The sequence below is a fragment of the Mycobacterium cookii genome (genome assembly GCF_010727945.1).
GTDB classification, from domain to species: domain Bacteria; phylum Actinomycetota; class Actinomycetes; order Mycobacteriales; family Mycobacteriaceae; genus Mycobacterium; species Mycobacterium cookii.
Map to the genome: position 1 here is coordinate 4,055,811 of NZ_AP022569.1, position 18,667 is coordinate 4,074,477.

Below are 18,667 nucleotides of genomic sequence, written 5' to 3' on the forward strand. Positions count from 1 at the left end.
TACGGCGCTGGTATGTAGTAGACCATCGACACCGATAGCGCGCGCGGAAACGCGATTATTACAGCGTGCGAGCCATGGTCGACGAGCGTGGACAAGCCAGGTGAATTGCCCTGCGATGGGGGCGCGAAGTTCATCCCTCGCGCCGTCGCGGTGTGAAGCGAGAACCTGCGCCTCGACAGCAGTACGAGGAGCCACGCAAGCCGGCGCATAACGGGTTCGTGGAGTGGTTCAATTGCGGGATACGCGACTAGCTGCTGAACGATTGGCTGTTCTTCAGCCTCGATTGCGGTTTGGGATAAGCCGCTCAGGCGTTGCGACGACACCGCCAGCACGGTAAGCGTGTGCACGTCTATTGCCGAGAACAAGAGTGTGAAGGTGTCAACGCCACGGAATTGGAGATCGAGCCAGGTGACGAGCTCGGGAAGATGACTTCGGCGATGAATATGTCGGTCGGCACGCCGCTGGGATACGACTGCACGAAGCTGGGTGGGTTTTCCGGACCGCGCGCCATCTACAAGGGTGGTTTGTCCTTTGTCGGACATGAGATCGCGCGTCCGATATACCGGACGATTCGGCCCAATCGGGCAAATAAGCACAGTAGTCTGTGAGCGAGCCGTCGCCGGTGCTCATCAACGCCGCTGGTGGATCAATTCGCTGACTTGGCCAAAGCGGCCGACGATTGAAAGGTTCTCAATGCAATTAACTTTCAAGCCCGCCCGGCTGACCGGATTCGCGATCCTTGCGGTCGCGACTGGAACCGCGCTGTCCCTGGGCGCGTGTAGTAAGTCGCACGATGACGCCAAATCCCCGTCTACGTCGGCACCGGCGGCCGCCAACGCGAAGGACGCGAAGGATACGGTTCTTGGCTTGGTCGAGTCGGTGTCTGGAAACTCGGTCCAAGTCACCCAGGAGTCTGGGAAGGCCACCGTCGATGTTAGCGATTCGGCCAAGATCATCGAGTACACCAACGCTCAGTTGAGCGATTTCGCTGCCGGCAACTGCGTGAGAGTTAATTACCGGCCCGGCCCGAACCCCAACTCCGCCCAGGCCGTAGCTGTGCAACAGAACCCGGCGGGTAACGGCGGCAAGTGCCCGCAACCGAAGGCCATAGCGTCCGGCTCACCGGGCGCTCTGGTGTCGGCAGGCCCCGTCCAAGCGGTGATTGGCACGGTTACTTCTGTTTCGGGTAACACCATCACTGTGTCCTTTACCGACGGCAACGGCAAACCCGCTCAAATGAACATGAATGGCAACGACCAGACGCGCTACACAAAGGGCGGCGCAGGAACTTCGCAGGCCATCGCGGAAGGCAAGTGCATCAACGCATCCGGAACCAAGGATGGTGGCGGGACGCTGCAGGCGACGGTTGTCACCCTGATCGGCGAAAACGACGGCAAATGCCCGTGGCCTACCGCCAAGCGGTAACCGCACCAACGAGCGATCGACCAGTACACCCTCGGTAAGCCGAGGGTGTACTGGTCGTTGTGGATCAGGGTCATCTCCCGGTTCCGACTATGAGCCGGAAAATGAGTGGTGACCGGCACCAGCGACTAGCAGCTCGTTAGTGCATCCCCGACTGCGGTGTTCAGGGCGGTCCTCGCAGCGCTAGAAACCTAGACCCGCGATACAGAGCACTTCATCAAGGGTGGCGGTGCGCAGTCCGGCGTCGGCGGCGGCCGATCGCCCACGTTGGGCGGGCGAATCGGGGTCGCAGTTTTGCACACCGACGGCTCGGTTCAGGCGCGCGACGTCGAACATCACCGGACCGCGGGTCATCGCCTCGGTCAGCAAGTAGCGGCCGGCGCCGGGTGCCCGGCGTATCGCCTGCTCGGCGGCGCTGGCGCCGGTCAGCTTATCCGCGTTGGCGTAATTGATGCCCACCTGGAACACCTTTGGTTCGGTGTCGAGCACCGCGGTCAAGCGGGTGATCAAGTTCTCCGGCGCGAAAAACTGCCAGCCTTCGCCCAGGTGCAGCCAGAACCGCCCGCTGATCTTGGCGTGGAGTTGCGCGAGCGGGGCTGCGGGCCCGTCGCCCGATCTGCGACGCGGAAACTCCAGAAAACCGTAACGTCTCCGTAGGTTCGCGCGGTCGCGGGCGGACAGCCCAGTGTCGAGCACCAGGAAGCGCCGGACTCGTGACACGTCGCGACAGCAGTTCAGAAACGAGTTCAGGGTTTGCTCGGTGGCGTGGCGGTCTGGTCCGGCGATCAGGCTGACGGTGATCTCGGCATCGCCGGGGTCGGTGGTCAAGGATCGCACCACGGCTTCGGGGTAGGGTGCGGCGGCCTCGATCATGGCTGGTACCGAGAAGTCGCGGTTGGCTGCGATCCGTTGTCGATCGGGGTCCGGAATGTCGGGGCGGGCCAGCAGGCGCCGGCACAGTGTGAAGGCCTCAGCGTGCTTGCCGATCCAGGATGCGCACACTGCTTGCTCATCGGCCGCACGCCAAGCGTAAACCTGAGCGATTTCCGCGGGGATAAGGAGGTCGTTATCAGGAATTGGGATTGTGGCGGCGCGCTGCGCAAATAGGTAAGCGAGCCGGTAGCGCTGCGATTGCCGGTATCCAGTGGCGATGGGAAGCAGCGGCTCGGCGCGGGTCGGTCGAAAATACCAGGCGCGCAAGTAGGCGTCTTCAACGTCGGGCCACGGTTCACCGAGTTGCTGCATCGATTCCGCGAGCCGAAGCAGCGCGTAGTAAACCTCCTCATCGCAGCCGCCCATCTCAACCCGCCGCGCATACCACTTACGCGCGATATAGATGTCGCCCAATTGCAAGCAGGTCTGAGCTAGGAACAAGACCGACCGTGCATCCTCGGGATTGCGTTCGACCTTGGCCAACAACTGATCTCGTTCCTGCTCCGACTTATGCCTGAGCAGGTTGCGGTTGCGGAGCTGGTGATCTGCGCTGTGGTCGTGGTCCTCGAGGCGCACATCGATCCGCCCATCGTCGCGCGTTGCGGTCTCGTGGGTGACACCGTCGAGGTCTGCCAGCGCGCGGTCCACGATGGCCGCTTGGTCGCGAGCGGCGAACGCCTGATAGCCCCGGTCGGCGAGCTCGCGTCGCGCGCGCTCGTCGCCGAGCATCTCCACACAGCGATCGACCAGTTCGTCGTAGTCCGCGAATACAACGCCGGCCTCGAGTTCGCGCTCCAACGTCGGATCGGCACCACGCTCAGAGACCACTGTTCGCCTGTTCGCGAGCAGATAGGACACACGCGCGATCTCGAAGATTTTCGCTTCCCAGTAGTGCAGGTTGAGGACAATCTTCGAGCGTGCGATCCAGGCATCGCGGCTCGCCCCGAGAACGCCCGACAGCCATTTGACCCGAAGACCTCGGTCCTGCAGGTCCTTGAGAACGGCGTATCGGCGCTCGCTGAGCATGCCGTAGAAAAGTACGTCGATATCCTCGGCGGCAGGGGGGATCCGTGTCAGCTCGGGAACATATCCAATCGGAACATAGGCGGGCCGAGGCAGTCCCAGGGCGGCGAGATACTCGATGTTGGTTTGACTGTAATCCCAATTCTGATAACGCCGGAAAAGGTCGATGAATTCTGGCATTGCGATCCACGGCGAGTCGTCACCCAATTGCTCAAGGTTGTAGAAGATGGGGTTTTTTGGCACCGGCAGACCGTAGTGGACCAGGTGATTTGCGCCGAACACGATGGTGCGGCGCTCGTCGAGGTCGAGACGGGTGGTCAGCACAGAGTCATGGCCGAGCGCTCGCAGGGCGTAGTGGAAGGTCTCTGCGACTTCTTGAAATGCTCCACCGACGGTCGGATTGCTGGGAGGGGAAACAATCGCGACGGCAAACTGCATCGCTGTAGGTTACCGAAAAAGAGCTTTGTGTAATGCCGATTGGTCACTCAGCTAGCTGCTTGTTCGACGCAGCATCCCCTAGCGTCTTAAAGGTCCGGCCTGTTGACACCAGGAATTCCGAAATGGTGTCATATTCCAAATTCTGGACAGTAAAGAAGCCGTCGTCCGGACCGCGCTGCTGCGACCCGGGGACAGATCAGGTGTTTCCGACGCGATGTAGGTGTTGTGCCTGCCGCTCGACGAGGAGGGACGGGATCGCCGCATGGCGGTGGAGATATCCGGGATCTCCGTGTGCCCCAGCGATGACCTGATCACCGCTGCTTACATCGACTACCCGCGGACGGGTCCAGTCGACGGATACGCGTTCGACGCGTACGGCTGGGTCGTAGCCAAGGAAACCGTGGCCGAGGTGGAGTTCGTCCACGAGGGAATCGTGATTGCTTGCTGCGAGCTAGAAGTCCAGCGGCCCGATGTCGCCAAAAAGTTTCGCAGTTCCTCGCGAGTGGGGTTCTGGAAGGCAATCGGAACGGTCGGCCTCGCACCGGCATTCACCATTGGGGTGAGGATCGTCTTTAAAGGTGGACGCCGACGCGAGATCGCTGAAATACGCGGTTCGCAGCAGCTCACATCGGCCTTCACGCCGACGATGCAGCCAATCACGGTTACCAGCCCCGGCCGATCAGGCAGCACCTTGCTGATGAGGATGCTCGCGGATCACCCGGACATCATCGTCCATGAGCGATTTCCCTACGAGCAGCGGGTCTGCAGCTACTGGATGCATTTCGTACAAGTGCTAGCCACGCCCGTGGACACCTCGCGGGCAGAATCGTTTGAGTTCTGGACGGATCGAAAACGACTCATTCCGTTCCCTTCATTCTTTCTTGACCCGGTATTTGCGGGCTCAGTGGGTGCAACCGTCGACCGCTGGTACGGATCAGATCAGATCGAAGAATTTGCTCGCGTAGCGCAGGCCACCGTCGAATCCTTCTACCGCGAGCACGCTCGCGGACGAAAACGCGCGACCCCTTCATTCTTCGCGGAGAAGTTCGCCCCGTCAGGCCACATCCGCTCGATAATTTGGCAGCTCTACCCACGGACGCGAGAGATATTTCTCGTCCGAGATCCAAGGGACACCCTGGTCTCGGTGCGGGCATTCGACAATAAGAGGGGGAGGGGCGAATTCGCTGGCCAACTGGTTGGAACGGATGAACAACTCGTCGGCATGGTCCGCGACAGCATACTGGATCTCACACGTCTGTGGAAAAGCAGATCTAAATACGGCACGCTTGTTCATTATGAGGATCTAATACATTCGCCAACCGAACAAGTACGCGCAATGCTCGACGCGCTGGAGCTGGACTCGTCGGCGAATATCGTCGACGCAATGGTACAAGCTGGGAATGAGTCCACCGCGGATATGAATGCGCATCGAACATCGCCTGACGTCCGGTCATCGATCGGTCGCTGGAAGTGGGACCTTGAACCACGGATCCAAGACATGTGCGACGCGGCGTTTGACGGGTTATTCGACGAACTTGGCGGCAGCCCGTGTTAACAGGGCTATCTGAGAATCGGTGGACCTGATCTTGGTCTGACACCCCGAGCGTGAGCTCGGCAAAAAAGGCCGACGATGTCGGAAACCTTCGTGCCGTGGATAAAGGCACCTCGCTGGAATATCGCTGGCCGAGGCTATCCCCGGGCTACGACCAGAACGACCCGGTCGGGCGCGGAAGCGAAAGCAACTCCCCCAACGGCACCCGATCCAAGACAGTGTTCACCTAGACCGGGCCGGTTGAGATCGCGGTGCCGCGCGACACTCGCAGCAGCTTCAAGTCGTATTGTCCTTGACCGCTAAGGGTTGGCTTTCGGCGAGATTTCGGGCGCACTTCGCCGACATCTGCGGCAATAGGCCCTGCGCAAACTGGTCAACATCATCACCGCCCTCAACGATCCGGAACATGGGAGGCCAACATGTTGGTTGACAACAGCACCCAGCCCAGCCATGCCGCCCAGCCGCTATACGAACACGCCCGTAATTACCTCGACCGATCCCAAAGACGAGATCCACCGGCCACCCAGAACCGGCCCGAGCCAAGCGCACCGTTACCTGCTCGACAACGCGACATCCAACCGCCGAAACCGCGAACTCTCCGACCAGAACCGGCGGCTATGCCGCCAAACTCGCGTACGCCATTTAGCCAACTCCGCGCCGATACTGGGCGACACCCGCGGTTAATCGGATACCCCTCGAAGGGGCCGAAGGCCCCTTATAGTGAGGCGTGATTGAGGGGGAAAATAGTTCGGCTGACTACAGTGAGGTGGCATCATGACCGGGAGTATTCCGCCCGGCGCGAGCCGCACTTCGACAGCGAACTGCGCCTCGCCGGGTGTCCCCGCCGTTTATGAGGCGATCCTTCCAACTGCGCGGGTATCTCGGAGCGTCGAGGCAATGCAGGGCTTGAGTTCCGCCGCCGCCGAGCAATATATCGCGAGTTTGTACGCGACTGTCCTGAAGCGAGATCCTCGACCGGATGAGTTCGCTAACTGGGTGAGGACCGCCGAGGCCTTGCCGCCCGAGCAAATCTATTTCGCTTTCGTGAATTCGAAGGAGTACAAGCTTCAGCAGGAACAGTCGGTGCCGACCATGTTTTTGCCTGGGCACTATTATTCACCGATCGTGGATCCATCAACTATCGCTGAATACGTAGAGAAGCAGTACCTCCAGGAACCTGGCGACATCAAAGGCATCCATTTCGATGAGGACGCCATGGTGCGGTTTTGGAAAGACAACGCGGAATTGATAAAGAACACGCCGTTTAGCGAGCATGATGACGGCAAGAACCGCTATTACTACGACAATGGCAGCTATCCCTACGGCGACGCCATGACGCTGCGCGCGATGATTGCCCATTACAAGCCGAAGAACATCATCGAGGTCGGATCAGGATTCTCCTCGGCCTGCATGCTCGACGCCGCTGATCATGTCGGTCACAGCGACTTCGCCATGACGTGTATTGATCCAGATGCCGGTCGACTTCGCAGCCGGCTTCGCGCGGAAGACCATTCCCGGGTTGAGATCATCGAGGGGCTGGTTCAGGACGTGCCGGTCTCGACGTTCTCCAAACTCCGTGAAAACGACATATTGTTTATTGACTCCACCCACGTCCTCAAGACTGCCAGCGATGTGCACTACGAGCTGTTTTCCATCCTGCCCAGCCTCAACGAGGGCGTGCTGATACATTTCCACGACATCCAATACCCGTTCGAGTATCCACGGCAGTGGCTGTTCGACAACAACAGATCATGGAACGAAATCTATGCTCTGCGCGCCTTCCTGGCGTATAACTCGGCATTCGAGGTGGTGTTCTGGAACGGCTTGTTCGCGCACCGACAGCGTGAGCTGGTTCGTGACACCAACCCGCTGTTCCTGAAGAACCCCGGCAGCTCAATCTGGCTCCGGGCCCAGACTGTAGACATTCCGCAGAAGCAGCACGCCGATGCACCCCCGCCGCCGAAGAATATATCGCCGGCCTCCGTCCGACGCTTACCCGGAACGACTACATGATCGAAGCAGTCCGTCTCCTTATCTGGGATCTCGATGACACCTACTGGCGCGGTACTCTAACTGAGGGCGGCATAACAGAATACGTGCGCGCGCATCATGACATCGTGATCAAACTCGCGCAGCGCGGAATTATGAGCTCTATCTGCTCAAAAAACGACGAAGTAAAAGTCATGGAGATCCTTGAGGGCCAAGGAATCGCCGATTACTTCATTTTTCCCAGCATCTCCTGGGGGCCGAAAGCCACCAGACTGGCGTCGATCATCGAGGCCGCCCAGCTCCGCCCGGCGACCGTGATGTTCATTGACGACAACCACCTTAACCGGGCAGAAGCCGCTGACCTCATACCAGATCTGCAGATTGAGGACGAGACATTCCTTACTCGCGTGCTATCGGATCCCCGCTTCGAGGGCAAGGACGACAGCGGTCTTACTCGTCTCGCACAATACAAAGTGTTGGAACAGCGTAAACGGGATGAATCCAAAGCGGATGGCAACAATGAGGAATTCCTCCGCGGTTGTGACGTGCGTGTGTATATCGAGTACGACGTCGAGAAACACATCGACCGCGCCGCTGAGTTAATCAATCGCACCAACCAGCTTAATTTCACCAAGGTGCGGCTACCTGAAGACCCGGAGAAGGCGCGGGCCGAACTATTAGCGCTGCTGCATGACCCATTCCGACAGAGCGGTCTGATCAGGGTTGTGGATAAATACGGTGATTACGGCTTCGTCGGGATATACATGGTCACGAGCGCAGCGGCGAGCGGCATCGTTGATTCACAAAATGGGCGCCTAGTTGAGCGGCTCGATCATTTCTGCTTCTCCTGCCGCACGCTCGGTATGTTGGTCGAGGCATGGGTCTATGACTATCTGCAGCGGCCGCATATCAACATTGTGGGTGACGTTCTGACGGACATCACGGTCGCTCGCCCGATCGACTGGATCCGGCTTGGTTCTGCTGGTGACGCTGACACGCGGACAGACGCGGCTCAAAAAATCTTCCCAGAGATTCGTGTGCATGGGGGGTGTGAAGCTAATTCTGTTGCGCACTACCTTATGCCTTACGCCGATCGTACTACCGTCACCGGCAATTTTCACGCTGGTCATGTTTTCTGCCGCGTTAATGGCTCCACTCTGCTGCTCTCAGCCTGCGACCGTTCGGAGTCATCATTGGAATCTGAGGCTGATGCACTCGGCATTCCAAAAAACATGCTTGTGACCGACTATTTTCAGAGCACTCCCGCCGGGGCAGCTTTTGTCTTTGGCGGGCAGTTCGACAGGAATGGGTCGCCCCGGTATCGCCACATTCAATGTGGCTGGGAAATTTGTGTGGAACCTCATGGTCTGGAAGGTGTCGATCTCGTATCCACCGACAGGGAAGACATCCTTGCTCTTCTTGCGAGGCTGAATTGTCCAGACGCGGCCAAGAGCGACATCGCCAAGATAGCCCTGCACATTCATGAGAACTATGAGAGTGTCGCGTTCAGCCAAGAGCGAGACCTGCGCCCCGCGATGGAAGAGATATTTAGCCGTGTTCCGCTCGGATCGAAGCTTGTGCTGATAACAGATCATGCACGCGTGCGCGATACCAACGGGGAAGTTGTGGATGCACCATGGTCCACAAAATACCACGCAGCAATCACGGCAATCGCGGCCTCTCATCCGTTCGTCCGCGTAGTGTCCTTTAAAGATCATATACGAAATGAAGAGGAAATAAATGTCGGCGGCAACCATTATCATAGGACGGTCTATCTTCGGATGGCCGAAGCGATAATCGAAGAACTGAAGAACACACCGCCGAAAACTGCAGAGCTTCGGCGGACGGGGGAGGCAGCCTCCGCCGTCCGCATGCTGCCTTCGCCCCGAGTCGCGGCATTAAGCAACGACTGCACGATCCTGCCGGCATCGTTGGACGATGCGACCCATGGAACCCAACATATGAATGAGACTGCCGTGAATCAATCAGCCCTCGGGCCCGCCGCGCATCAGACATTAGCCGCTTTGCTGGAAGATGAGGGGGGCAGGGAAATGTTCATCGAAGCCGTCTACTCTGCCTTCCTTGAGAAGCACGCGAGTACAGATCGAGCATATAACATCGACGCAATAGGTCGGCTTGCCGCGGCTATTGAAAGTCACGGCTACGCATCCCAGAAAATGGTTGGCGTTCCTCGCTTTCATAACCGAAACCACTTACTAGAGTTTGCTTGCAAAAACATCACCGTTGATGGACCCAGTCTCGAATTCGGTGTCTGGTCAGGCAACTCGGTCAATTTCATTGCCTCGCTATTACCTTCCTCAAAGATTTATGGCTTCGACTCATTCGAGGGGTTGCCGGAGGCGTGGTTCGGCAAAGCGGATGGAATTGGTCAGTTTTCACGCAATGGGGAACTGCCGCAGGTGCGGGAAAACGTCGAGCTAGTTGTGGGCTGGTTCGACCGAGTTCTTGGACCTTTTCTGGATACACATGAGTTCGAAAAAATAGCATTACTGCACATCGATTGTGATATTTTCTCCTCGACACAGGTGGTCTTCAGCTACTTGCATAAAAAAATTGTCCCGGGAACAGTAATTGTGTTCGATGAATACTTCAATTATCCCACGTGGCAGCGACACGAATATGCCGCCTTCCAAGAGTACGTAGCCCATCGTCAGATTAAGTATGAGTATTTGGGGTTGGTCCCGGGAGACATGCAAGTTGCTGTGCGTATATTGTCAGCGTAGCTTTTTCGGCGCTCCGGCTCGGTGGCTGAGCAATGTGATTTCGCTTTTCACAGCGTCCTTGAGTAGCTGCCGCTGGACGAACGTATCTGTCATAACCAACGTTCAGCGGGATCGGCCGGTTGAGCTGGAGGTGGCGAAGACTTTCTCGCCAGCGCCTCGAAATCGCCGGCCGCCGCAACCGCGAACTCTCCGACGAGAACCGGCGGCTTCGTCGCAAAGTCGCTTGCGCCCTGAGTCGACTTCGCGCCGACATCGAGCGACACCCGCGGTTAATTGGATACTCCTCGGAGAGGCTGAAGGGCCTTTATAGTGAGGCTTGCTTGAGAGGGCACACAAGTTTGGCTGATTGCGGTGAGGGGGGTCATGACCGGGAGTATCCCGCTCGGCTCGAATCGCACTTCGTCGGCGAACTACGGCTCGCCCGGTGAGTTGCTGCCCCCCCGGGACCTTCAGGATTGGGTGGGTCTCGGGGGCCCTGCTGTGTATAAGGCAACCGGCGATGAATTCTTGGGTTATTTGGTTGACCTATGTGGATTGCAGCCCGGTGATGCAGTGCTCGACGTTGGTTGCGGCTCAGGGCGGATGGCCCTGCCGCTCACCGGCTACCTGAACCGCGAGGGTCGCTACGCCGGCTTCGATGTCGCAAGGGATGCAATCGCGTGGTGCACGGAGAACATCTCGGCATCGCACCCCAACTTCGAATTCAGGGTCGCAGATGTTCAGAGCAAAAGGTACAACCCGAGAGGGACAGACAAGCCTTCAGAGTTTCGTTTTCCGTATCCGGACGGGTCGTTCGATGTAGTGCTGCTTGCCTCAGTTTTCACGCACATGCTGCCATCGGACGTGACGCACTATATGCATGAGATCGTCCGCGTGTTGAAGCCGGGCGGCCGAAGTCTGATCACGTTCTTTCTGCTCAATGAGATGTCGTCAATCCTCAGCAAGCAAGGAATGGGCCAGCTCAAGTTCGAGCATGAGCTGCAAGGTGCACTGACGGCCAACGTCGAAAATCCTGAAGCGGCGATTGCCTACCCGGAAGCCTTCGTCAAAGATCTGTACCGGGAATGCGGCCTCGAGCTTCGGGAACCGTTGCTTTACGGCAACTGGTCCGGCCGTATTGACGGCATGAGCGGGCAGGACGTCGTAATCGCGGTCAAGGGTGCGAGCAGCAATCGTTTAGTTCGAGGAGTGGCGCATATGATTGATTTCGAACGACCCAAGGGTTCGACTAGCCACCCGCTCATTCCGCTGTCGGACGAGAACCTCGCCTTCGCCGAGGCCATGGGCGTCAATCCCGCCATCCACGAGAATGACTTCATCTTTCACTTCGTAGATCGCCGATGGGCGGCCAATGGCGGCCGCGAGCGGGCCGTGAAGGACTATTTCCAGCTCGGCCGCTACACCGCCGACCTGACCAAGACCATGATCACGGACGTCCAGAAGGTTTATGAAGTTGCCCAATGGGATTGGGCGCCCCGCCGAGTGCTGGACTTCGCATCAGGCTACGGCTGCACCGCCAGGCACATGCGGCACGTATTCCCCGACAGCGTCAGCGCGACCTGCGACATCCACCGCGACGCCGTGAACTTCAACCAGGACGTCCTGGGCGTGGAAAGCTACATCTCCTCGCCGCTACCCGAGCAACTGAAGCTGCCGCAGCAGGATGTCATCTTTGCTCACTCGTTTTTCTCGCACATGCCCGAGACCACCTGGGCGCGCTGGCTAAAGGCGTTGACCAACGCCCTGGCGCCCCGTGGCGTGCTGATCTTCACCACCCGCGGCTTCGCCCTCGACAAGGGGGGCGTCATCCCAGGCCTGAACGTCGATGCGAACGGGTTCGGCTTCCTCCCGCAGTCGGAGCAGGAAGACCTCAAAGGGGAAGAGTACGGCCTGACGGTCACCTATCCTCGCTGGGTGCTGCAGGTCATGGCCTCCATCCCCGAGCTGCGGCTATCCAAGTTCCATGAGGGGCTCTGGTGGGGTGTACAGGACGCCTACGTGTGCGTAAAAGAGCCCGGCCCGGCTGTCACGACACCGACCCCGACCCCTCCTGCACCCCAATCACGGGATGTCGCCCGTCCTACTGCTCCCGTATCGCGGAGTGTCCCCCGTCCAACCGTGCCGGTATCAGGGAGTGTCGAAGGAATGCAGCGTATGAGTTCCGCCGCCGCCGAGCAATATATCGCGAGTTTGTACGCGACTGTCCTGAAGCGAGATCCTCGACCGGATGAGTTCGCTAACTGGGTGAGGACCGCCGAGGCCTTGCCGCCCGAGCAAATCTATTTCGCTTTCGTGAATTCGAAGGAGTACAAGCTTCAGCAGGAACAGTCGGTGCCGACCATGTTTTTGCCTGGGCACTATTATTCACCGATCGTGGATCCATCAACTATCGCTGAATACGTAGAGAAGCAGTACCTCCAGGAACCTGGCGACATCAAAGGCATCCATTTCGATGAGGACGCCATGGTGCGGTTTTGGAAAGACAACGCGGAATTGATAAAGAACACGCCGTTTAGCGAGCATGATGACGGCAAGAACCGCTATTACTACGACAATGGCAGCTATCCCTACGGCGACGCCATGACGCTGCGCGCGATGATTGCCCATTACAAGCCGAAGAACATCATCGAGGTCGGATCAGGATTCTCCTCTGCCTGCATGCTCGACGCCGCTGATCATGTCGGTCACAGCGACTTCGCCATGACGTGTATTGATCCAGATGCCGGTCGACTTCGCAGCCGGCTTCGCGCGGAAGACCATTCCCGGGTTGAGATCATCGAGGGGCTGGTTCAGGACGTGCCGGTCTCGACGTTCTCCAAACTCCGTGAAAACGACATATTGTTTATTGACTCCACCCACGTCCTCAAGACTGCCAGCGATGTGCACTACGAGCTGTTTTCCATCCTGCCCAGCCTCAACGAGGGCGTGCTGATACATTTCCACGACATCCAATACCCGTTCGAGTATCCACGGCAGTGGCTGTTCGACAACAACAGATCATGGAACGAAATCTATGCTCTGCGCGCCTTCCTGGCGTATAACTCGGCATTCGAGGTGGTGTTCTGGAACGGCTTGTTCGCGCACCGACAGCGTGAGCTGGTTCGTGACACCAACCCGCTGTTCCTGAAGAACCCCGGGGGCTCAATCTGGCTCCGGCGCAAGTAAGGACAAGCATGGTCAATGAAGTAATTGACGGCTCGCAGTCGAACCTTGCCGTCTCGGACTGCGAACCGATTTACCCGGAATAAACCGTTCGTCGTAGATCGATGTCGTCGAGGAATGTCATGCATCCGTACCAGAACGCGCCGGACCGCTCCTTCTGGAGTCGGTCGGTATCCTCCGGTTTCGACATCCGCCAACTCATGGATCATGATGGGCCGCTGATCCGACCGGGCGAACCTGTCGCATCGGCCGGGAGTTGTTTCGCCTCTAACCTGGTGCCGTACCTGGAGCGTGCTGGGTTTGAATACCTTCGGACCGAGAGGCGCAACCCGGCGTTCTCGAGCGTTCCGCCAGAGAATCTCGGCTACGAGAACTTCAGCGCGGCGTACGGCAATATCTATACGCCGCGGCAACTACTCCAACTCCTGCGCCGCTGCATGGGAACCTTCAGACCGGCCGAAGACCGCTGGCACACGGATGCCGGCCTAGTTGATCCCTTCCGTCCCGGACTTCGCTATCACGCGCTCACAGACCGCGAGTTCGATCTGCTCAGCGCGCAGCATCTGCGCGCGGTCCGGCGAGTGTTCGAAGAGGTCAAGGTTTTCATCTTCACGCTCGGCCTGACCGAAGCTTGGGTCTCGCGGCTCGACGGGGCGGTTTTTCCCGCATGTCCGGGGACGGTTGCCGGCACGTTCGACGAGGCGCTCCACGCGTTCGTCAACTTTTCAGTGGACGATGTCACCTCGGATCTCGACACGTTCGTGACCGAGCTTCACGCGTTGAATCGCGGGGTTCGCATCGTTCTTACGGTCTCACCGGTGCCGTTGGTGGCCACCGCAACTGGGAAGCACGTGTTGCCGTCGTCCACCTACAGCAAGGCTGTACTGCGGGCGTCTGCGGAGGAAATCGTCAGACGCCACGCCTTCGTCTCCTACTTTCCGTCGTTCGAAATCGTCACGGGCCCACAAGCTCCGGATGCTTACCTAGAGGCCGATCGGCGCAGCGTCACGCAGGAGGCCATCGAAGCCGTGATGACCGCATTCCTTGCGGCATGCGAGGCCGGGCACGTAGCCGCAAGGGTCAACGCGCCGCGCGAGGAGGGAGACTCGGCGCGCCGGCTCTCACGGATGCTGAGCCAGGTGGAATGCGAGGAGGGGATGGCCGACGTGCCGACCAAGCCGGTCGGCGATGTCGCGGAAGAGACCATCCGGAGCCTCTATTCCGCGCTGCTGGCGCGCTCGCCCGGAGAACGCGAGCTGGAGGGCTGGACCGATGCCGCACGCAACATGTCGGTGATCGACCTCGTCAAGGTGTTCGTTGCGTCGGACGAGTTCAAGGGGCGTATGAAGGATATTCCGGCATGAGCGTCTGCGATGGAAAGGTGCGGTTGCTGATCGTCGGCAATTCGCATGTCAACTGCTACGGTGGGCACCTCGGCCGGTCAGAGGACGACTACGAGATGAACCCCATCGACGAACGCCGGGGATTCATGAGGATCGGCGGCGCACCGAATCCGGGTTATTGGGACGCGGTCGTCGAGCTGGCCAAGACTTTCCGCGTAGGGGTCTGCTTTCTGGGTAACCAGCATGTCGCACATTTCATGTTTCTCGAGAAGCAGTTTGATTTCGCTCTAGCGGCGCACCCCGAGCTCGCGGTGGACCAGGACGTCGAGCTCGTTCCCGAGCTGCAGGTGCGCGAAGTGTTCCAGCCTTCAATGAGCCACCTTGAAATTGTCCTTAAACCAATGCTGGATGCCGGCGGGCCGCGGCCGATCGTCCTAGGAACGCCACCGCCGAAAGGGGACAACGAAGCCATCCGGCGCGGGATGCAGGTTCATGCTGATTTCTTCATCCAGCTGGCCTCGGACTTCGGCCTGGATCCTGAAAAGGCGCAGCTCGCGCCCGCACACCTCCGCCTGAAGCTGTGGTTACTGCTCCAGCAAATGATGCGCGAGACCGCCGAGCGCCTCGCGGTCGATTTCTGGCCGGTGAGTGCATCGGCGATGACCGCAGAGGGGTACCTGCGGCCCGAGTACTGCGACGAGGATGCGACACATGCGAACGCCGCGTATGGCGCTTTGATGTTGGACGAATACGAAAAGCGCCTGTTCGCACTCCGTTAGGCCCGGCCGGCGCGAATACGACGCCGCCCTGTCGCGGCTGCGCCAGGATCCATAGCGCAGCCATAGTGCACGGCACGGTGTGCTAGCGATCCGCAGGTCGTTTGGGGAAGCGGCATTCTTGCGGCGCGGTCCTCATATCGCGCGGGCCGCCAGCGCCGATCAGCTCAGCGCGGGATCGGCCGGGTTCCCGGCGGCCTGCGGCATCAGCTCTCGCCACTCCTGCTCCGTCTCCACCCGCGTCGCCTGCCACTGCTTGAGGTCCTTGCCGCGTTCGAGCGCGAACAGATGCAACCAATCCGTCCCGGAATTGACGTCTTCCTGCAGCTTGCCTACCTCTTCCGCGAATTCGCCTAGGTTTCGGGTCCGCCAATCTAGGGCGATGTGCTGCAAGGCGATGATTGGCTTGTGGAGCTCCGCCGGCGGTTCGCCCATGGCGCCGCAGATCACCAGGCAGTCATAATCGAAATCCAGCCGGGACAGGATCTGCTGGGCATAGCTCGGCACCTGGACGTAGGACTTGCCGGCGCGATCGAGCTCACGGCGGAGATAGGGGACGCTGGAGGCCGATCCCGCGATGCAGAACCTGTCATATCGCTCGACGATCCGGTCCACCGCGGCCCGGCTGACATTGTGCGCGCAGAAGTGGGGGAGGTCGGACCGCTGGATACGCTCGCCCGCGGGGAGATGCCGGCGCGCCAGCGGAGCCGGTAGATCCTGCGTCCAGCGCAGCAGATTCTCTACCAGAAGGTCGGGATCGACGCGATGCCCCAGGCGCTGCCCGTGCGCCTGGTACTCCCAGCCGCGCGTGAAGTCCGCGAAGCCGGGTACGCGCGCCACCCGGAAGATGGGTATCCCGAGATAGTGGCTCATCTGGTCGAGCACGGTGCCCGATGCGCCGAGCGGAACGTCGAGCCCGCTGACGACGGTGAGCGGCAGCCTGTGGTGGTGCTGGACGTAGTCTTGCCAGCGATACGAGATCAGGTCGGCGCGCGGGTCGCGTTCCAGATTGTGCGACAGGGCCGGATAGGTGCCTTCGCAGAGGAACAACATCTCGGCGAGGTCGTCCGTCACGATCACGCTGGCCTGCTTCAGCTTGGCCATGGCCCGGCTCACCGCCCCGAAATCGGCCTGATCGAGGCGTGGCTGGAAGTAGTCGTGGAAGATCAGGTCCGAGAAAACCACCGGCGAGGGCGGCAAGCAGACATGCTCGAGGGTGACCTTGCACCCTAGTGACTGGCCGAGCCGATCGAGATGCTCCCCCGTAATGGTGGCGATCGTCGTGTGGTCGGAGAGCGAGACGATGCGAATGCCTTCCTCACTGTGCGCCTCCGCGGGCGTGCGGCCCGCCGCCTCCAGCGCGGCGACGATCTCGGCGAGGCTCTGCTGCCGCTGGAACCGCACCGGCGACGCATCGAGGATGATGCGCAGCAGCGTCAGCGAGAGAGAGTCCAGCACCTCCGTTACCGGCTGGTCCCAAGCGACACCGGGGAACGAGGCCCGGATCTCCGCCACCGCATCGCGATCCGCCGCGCCGTTCCTCCATTCGTGCGCCGCGATCCAGTCGGCGCGCGATTTGCGGCGATTGAACTTGCCGGACGATGTCTTCGTCAAGAAGCGCGGCGGCACGAAGGCGACCTCGACCTGGTCGAGCCCCGTCGCATCCTTGAGCTCGGCCGCGATCTCGGCCGCATCGGTGCGCTCGAAGAAATCTGGTGCCTCGATCAGCACGGTCGGCATCTCGGTGCCGAGCCGCTCGTCGTGCACGGCGAGCGTGGCGGCGCGGCCCCGTACCTCGGGCCGGAGCTCGTTGAGCCGCAGGTCCACGTCCGAGAGGATGAATTTCTTGCCTGCCTGGATGAGCAGGTCGTGCTTGCGGCCCGAGACATAAAGTTCGCCGTCGATGACCAGCCCGAGATCGCCGGTCGGGTAGAAGCCCTCCGCGTCGCGGATGTCGTCGCCGCCTACGTAGCGCAAGAGCGAGGTCGGGCTGCGAACCCAGATCTCGCCCTCCACGATCTTGAGCTCAACTCCAGGGATCGGAGTGCCGCAGGATACGACATCCACGCCGTCGATTTGGGCGGTGCGGCAGCCCGCGCCGATCGACACGGCGAAGATGTTCTCGGCCATGGCGTAGCAGGGGTGAAAGGTTTCGGCCGGCGCACCGCTCGCCTTGAGGAACTTCTCGGCCGTCGCCGCCGAGATGGGTTCCGAGCAGGAGATCCAGCGCCGCATGCTAGGGAGAGCCGGCATCCCCGTGCGTGCCATCACCTCGAAGCCGAAATTCGGCATGTAGCACGTCGTCGCCTGGTGCCGCTCGATCGCGGTTACCAGCATCTCGGGCTGCTTTACCCAGTCCATCGGATCCATCATCACCACGTCGATCCCGAGCAGGATCGGCATGACGAAGCAGGCGATGTAGCCCATGTCGTGATAAAGCGGCAGCCAGGAGGCGATGAGGTCCTTCCCCGGCGCTAAGCCGAGCACTTGGTTGTAATCCAAGACATGGCGGCCGAGCGCGGCGCTGGTGAACTCCATGACCTTGCGGTAGCCCGTCGTGCCCGAGGAGAGCTGGATGATGGTGAAATCATCCGGTAGCACCGGGCCGGGCACGGCATCCGGCAGCTCGTCGAGCTCAGCCTGGGCGACCGTGTTCGGGAACTCGGTCAGGTCGAGGCTTGCGCAGTAATCATCCGCCACGATGCCGGCGAGGCCCGCGGTCGCGACCGTGTTGCGGACGGAATCGATCCAGTACGCGCGGCTCTGTTTCCGCGTGGGGTATTGCATCACTAGCGGCCGCAGCCCGGCCAACACGGCGGCGAACCAGGCGATGATGAGGTTGGGCTCGGAGCGGTAGAGCAGTCCCACCGCGCCGCCCGGCGGCACTTTCTCCCGCAGATGCGCGGCGATCGCCCGGATGCGGGCGGAGACGACGGGGGAGTGTGGATGGAGGTAGGTCTCGCGACCATCGGGCACGAGAAATACGAAGCGAGGCATGCGATCGGTCATTGATTTGCTGGAGAGGGTGGGCTGTCGCCGCTCCGCGGGCGTCGCCCGTGGAGGAGCTCCCTGGACTTGCGTGCCACCCGTGATATCAATCTGAGCGTGCTGCTGCTGCTGAAGCTTGTGCTCTTTCGAATTGACGAAGGCGAAATAGACTTGCTCGGGCGGCAAGGCCTGGGCGGCCCTCACCCAGTCAGCGAACTCATCCGGTCGAGGATCTCGCTTCAGAACAGTGGCATACAGGCTGGCGATGTATTCCTCGGCGGCGGCGGGGCTCATGCG

At 60.1% G+C, this 18,667-nt stretch carries 10 protein-coding genes; 8 read left to right on the forward strand and 2 right to left on the reverse strand.

Translation table 11 applies throughout. The features are described 5' to 3' along the window. Nucleotides 1-867: 867 nt before the first annotated feature. Nucleotides 868-1,425 (forward strand): DUF5666 domain-containing protein, encoded by a 558-nt coding sequence (locus G6N27_RS19045; RefSeq protein ID WP_163779029.1) that lies wholly within the window; start codon nucleotides 868-870, stop codon nucleotides 1,423-1,425. A 180-nt stretch (nucleotides 1,426-1,605) separates the two neighbouring features. On the opposite strand, the gene G6N27_RS19050 is transcribed toward G6N27_RS19045, so the two are convergent. Then, nucleotides 1,606-3,816, reverse strand: coding sequence for a glycosyltransferase family 1 protein (locus G6N27_RS19050; RefSeq protein WP_163779032.1), 2,211 nt, complete (start codon nucleotides 3,814-3,816; stop codon nucleotides 1,606-1,608). 262 nt (nucleotides 3,817-4,078) lie between these two features. On the opposite strand from G6N27_RS19050, the gene G6N27_RS19055 reads away from it, so the two are divergent. The 7 genes from G6N27_RS19055 to G6N27_RS19080 all read left to right on the forward strand — a co-directional run bounded on the left by G6N27_RS19055 (nucleotide 4,079) and on the right by G6N27_RS19080 (nucleotide 15,385). Continuing rightward, on the forward strand, nucleotides 4,079-5,371 hold the full coding sequence (locus G6N27_RS19055) for a sulfotransferase family protein (protein ID WP_163779035.1): 1,293 nt from the start codon (nucleotides 4,079-4,081) through the stop codon (nucleotides 5,369-5,371). Nucleotides 5,372-5,466: 95 nt separating this feature from the next. Further along, nucleotides 5,467-5,598 carry a hypothetical protein gene (locus G6N27_RS25560; protein ID WP_264073011.1) on the forward strand — a complete coding sequence of 44 codons (132 nt, stop codon included), beginning with the start codon at nucleotides 5,467-5,469 and terminating at the stop codon, nucleotides 5,596-5,598. A 544-nt stretch (nucleotides 5,599-6,142) separates the two neighbouring features. After that, the gene (locus G6N27_RS19060; protein WP_163779038.1) at nucleotides 6,143-7,381 is read left to right on the forward strand and encodes a class I SAM-dependent methyltransferase; all 1,239 of its coding nucleotides are present in this window, start codon (nucleotides 6,143-6,145) and stop codon (nucleotides 7,379-7,381) included. Beyond that, a complete protein-coding gene (locus G6N27_RS19065) occupies nucleotides 7,378-10,101 on the forward strand; it encodes a TylF/MycF/NovP-related O-methyltransferase (protein WP_163779041.1) in 2,724 nt (907 codons plus the stop codon). The genes G6N27_RS19060 and G6N27_RS19065 overlap by 4 nt, the downstream gene beginning before the upstream one ends. Before the next feature lie 363 nt (nucleotides 10,102-10,464). Next, nucleotides 10,465-13,266 carry a methyltransferase domain-containing protein gene (locus tag G6N27_RS19070; protein ID WP_163779044.1) on the forward strand — a complete coding sequence of 934 codons (2,802 nt, stop codon included), beginning with the start codon at nucleotides 10,465-10,467 and terminating at the stop codon, nucleotides 13,264-13,266. Between the two features lie 119 nt (nucleotides 13,267-13,385). Next, the gene (locus G6N27_RS19075) at nucleotides 13,386-14,627 is read left to right on the forward strand and encodes a GSCFA domain-containing protein (RefSeq protein WP_163779047.1); all 1,242 of its coding nucleotides are present in this window, start codon (nucleotides 13,386-13,388) and stop codon (nucleotides 14,625-14,627) included. Beyond that, the gene (locus G6N27_RS19080) at nucleotides 14,624-15,385 is read left to right on the forward strand and encodes a hypothetical protein (protein WP_163779051.1); all 762 of its coding nucleotides are present in this window, start codon (nucleotides 14,624-14,626) and stop codon (nucleotides 15,383-15,385) included. Before G6N27_RS19075 ends, G6N27_RS19080 begins: the two co-directional genes overlap by 4 nt. Nucleotides 15,386-15,544: 159 nt before the next feature. Here the strand turns inward: G6N27_RS19080 and G6N27_RS19085 are convergent, their stop codons facing one another. Continuing rightward, nucleotides 15,545-18,664 (reverse strand): AMP-binding protein, encoded by a 3,120-nt coding sequence (locus tag G6N27_RS19085; RefSeq protein WP_163779053.1) that lies wholly within the window; start codon nucleotides 18,662-18,664, stop codon nucleotides 15,545-15,547. Nucleotides 18,665-18,667: the final 3 nt, after the last annotated feature.